Annotated in this window: 1 protein-coding gene and 2 pseudogenes; all 3 read left to right on the forward strand. The window is 66.0% G+C overall.

The features are described 5' to 3' along the window. Positions 1 to 104 precede the first annotated feature (104 nt). Complete coding sequence (locus tag MTBSS4_RS17790; protein WP_173984722.1) at positions 105 to 962, forward strand: tyrosine-type recombinase/integrase; 858 nt, start codon at positions 105 to 107, stop codon at positions 960 to 962. A gap of 10 nt (positions 963 to 972) precedes the next feature. Continuing rightward, positions 973 to 1,446 (forward strand): annotated as a pseudogene (locus MTBSS4_RS22830) (transposase zinc-binding domain-containing protein); the annotation flags it as partial. Between the two features lie 31 nt (positions 1,447 to 1,477). Further along, positions 1,478 to 2,281 (forward strand): annotated as a pseudogene (locus MTBSS4_RS17800) (transposase); the annotation flags it as partial. Positions 2,282 to 2,628: the final 347 nt, after the last annotated feature.

Below are 2,628 nucleotides of genomic sequence, written 5' to 3' on the forward strand. Positions count from 1 at the left end.
ATTGAACGAAACCGCTGGCGCGGTATTGGAGTCTGATGTGACGGCAAGGTCTCCCGTCTGACAAGGTTGGTTTTCCACGACCACCTTGAGACGGGAGCCCTCCGATGGCTGAGATGAGCCCTCTTCGCCGCCGCATGATTGAGGACATGACGATCCGCAATCTGTCACCGGCGACGCAACGAACATACATTCAAGCGGTATCGAAGTTCAGCCGGTTTTTTGGACGTTCGCCGGATCGGCTCGGTCTGGAGGACGTCCGCACCTTCCAGGTCCACTTGGCGTCACGGGGCATCTCGTGGGCCAGCCTCAACCAGACGGTGGCGGCGCTGCGGTTTTTCTACAGGGTGACGCTGGGGCAGGCGGAGATCCCAGAACTGATTGCCTATGCGCGCAAGCCGCGGCGGTTGCCGGTGGTGTTGAGCGCCGACGAGGTGATCCGCTTTCTGGCAGCGGTTCCGAGCCTGAGAAACCGCACGGCGCTGACCACCGCCTATGCTGGCGGGCTGCGGGTATCTGAGGTGGTGGGGCTCAAGGTGGCCGACATCGACAGCGGGCGTATGCTGATCCGGGTCGAGCAGGGCAAGGGGGGCAAGGACCGCAACGTCATGCTGTCGGTTCAGTTGCTGGGCATCCTGCGCGATTACTGGCGACTGGCGAAACCGCGACACTGGCTGTTTCCCGGCCGCGAGGGGCGGCCGATCGAGACGAATGTGCTGCACGGCGCCTGTCAGGTGGCCTGCGCCATCGCCGGCATCGACAAGCGGGTCACCGTCCATACGCTGCGGCACAGTTTCGCCACCCATCTGCTGGAGGCCGGCACCGACATCCGGATCATCCAGGTGCTGCTTGGCCACAGCAACCTGTTGACGACCGCACGCTATACGCAGGTGTCCAGCCGGACGATCGCCGGGACGACGAGCCCGCTCGATCACCTTGTCCTGGCGGGAGTGCCCCCCGCCTGAGGCGCCGGCCATGGCCAGCGGGCTGGAGGTGGCGGAAGTGTTCCGCCGCTATGGCGAGACATGGCGTGCTGCCCAGGAGGGCGGGCTTGACCGCAGTCGCCGCCGGGTGATGGCGGCAATCGAGGCCTGCCGTACCGCCCGGCTGGGCGGACATAGCGAGGCTTGCGACGACTGCGGGCTGGTGCGTATCGCCTACAATTCCTGCCGCAACCGGCATTGTCCCAAGTGCCAGGGCCTGGCGCGCGCCCAGTGGCTGGCCGACCGCCAGGCCGAACTGCTGCCGGCGCCCTACTTCCACGTCGTCTTCACCCTGCCTGCCGAGATCGCTGCCATCGCCTTCCACAACAAGGCTGTGGTCTACGACATCCTGTTCAAGGCCGCCAACGAGACCCTGCGCACCATCGCAGCCGATCCCCGCCACCTCGGTGCCGAACTTGGTGTGGTCGCCGTGCTGCACACCTGGGGGCAGGCGCTGCAGCACCACCCCCATCTCCACTGCATCGTGCCGGCCGGTGGCNGATCCCCGCCACCTCGGTGCCGAACTTGGTGTGGTCGCCGTGCTGCACACCTGGGGGCAGGCGCTGCAGCACCACCCCCATCTCCACTGCATCGTGCCGGCCGGTGGCCTGTCGCCCGATGGATCGCGCTGGATCGCCTGCCGCCCCGGCTTCTTTCTGCCGGTGAAGGTATTGTCCCGGCTGTTCCGTCGTCGGTTCCTCGATCTGCTGCTCGAGGCTTACCGGGCTGGCCGTCTGTCCTTTTTCTCCGATCTCGCAGCCCTGTCCGATCCTGCCGCCTTCGCCCGCCACTTGGCGCCGCTGCGCCGGGCCGAGTGGGTCGTTTACGCCAAGCCCCCGTTCGGCGGCCCCGAACAGGTGCTGGCCTATCTCGGCCGCTACACCCACCGCGTCGCCATTGCCAACAGCCGCCTGGTCACCATCGAGGACGGTCGCGTCCACTTCCGCTGGAAGGATTACCGTCACCACGACAAGCAGAAGATCATGGGGCTGGAGGCCGGCGAATTCATCCGCCGCTTTCTCCTGCATGTCCTGCCCGACGGCTTCCATCGCATCCGCCATTATGGCTTTCTCGCCAATGGCCACCGCGCAGCCAGGCTCGAGACCTGTCGCCGCCTGCTCGCCGCCCCGCCGCTGCCAGCCGCCCAACCGGAGGAGGCCGATGACTATCGGGATCACCTTCACCGGCTGACTGGCCGCGACCTCCGCCGTTGTCCATGCTGTGGTGGTGCCATGGCGCCCTTTGCGCCAATCCCCCGCCCGGCGGCTGGCGATCATCCCATCCGGATCGACACGTCATGAGATCTGACCGGCATTTGATCTGCGCGACAGTTCCCCCGTTGACCAACTCCGTCAGCGGCGCAGTCGGCTGGACGCGCTCCATCAAGGGCGCTGCGGAATGCCCGCCGCCCACCTTCTGCCGATCCGGAAAGGCCTGCGGAGTGATCATGCCGACGTCTGCCGCCATCCCGATCCACCCCCATTCCATCGACATCACCCTCATCTCGACGCCGGGTGCCCCCTCCGGCTCAGTCAAATCCCCATAGACCTCGTTCGCATCCCGCAGTTTCATTCAATCCGGCTTCTCTGAGGTCCGGCGTGCCGGTCTCGCCATCTCCTTGCCGGACCTCAGAGAACCCTCAAGATTC

The organism is Magnetospirillum sp. SS-4 (assembly GCF_902729425.1).
In the GTDB taxonomy this organism is placed as follows: Bacteria; Pseudomonadota; Alphaproteobacteria; order Rhodospirillales; family Magnetospirillaceae; genus Phaeospirillum.

Excerpts from the sequence above, each read along its gene's own strand:
- MTBSS4_RS17790 (WP_173984722.1), top strand. The coding sequence starts at position 105 with ATGGCTGAGATGAGCCCTCTTCGCCGCCGCATGATTGAGGACATGACG.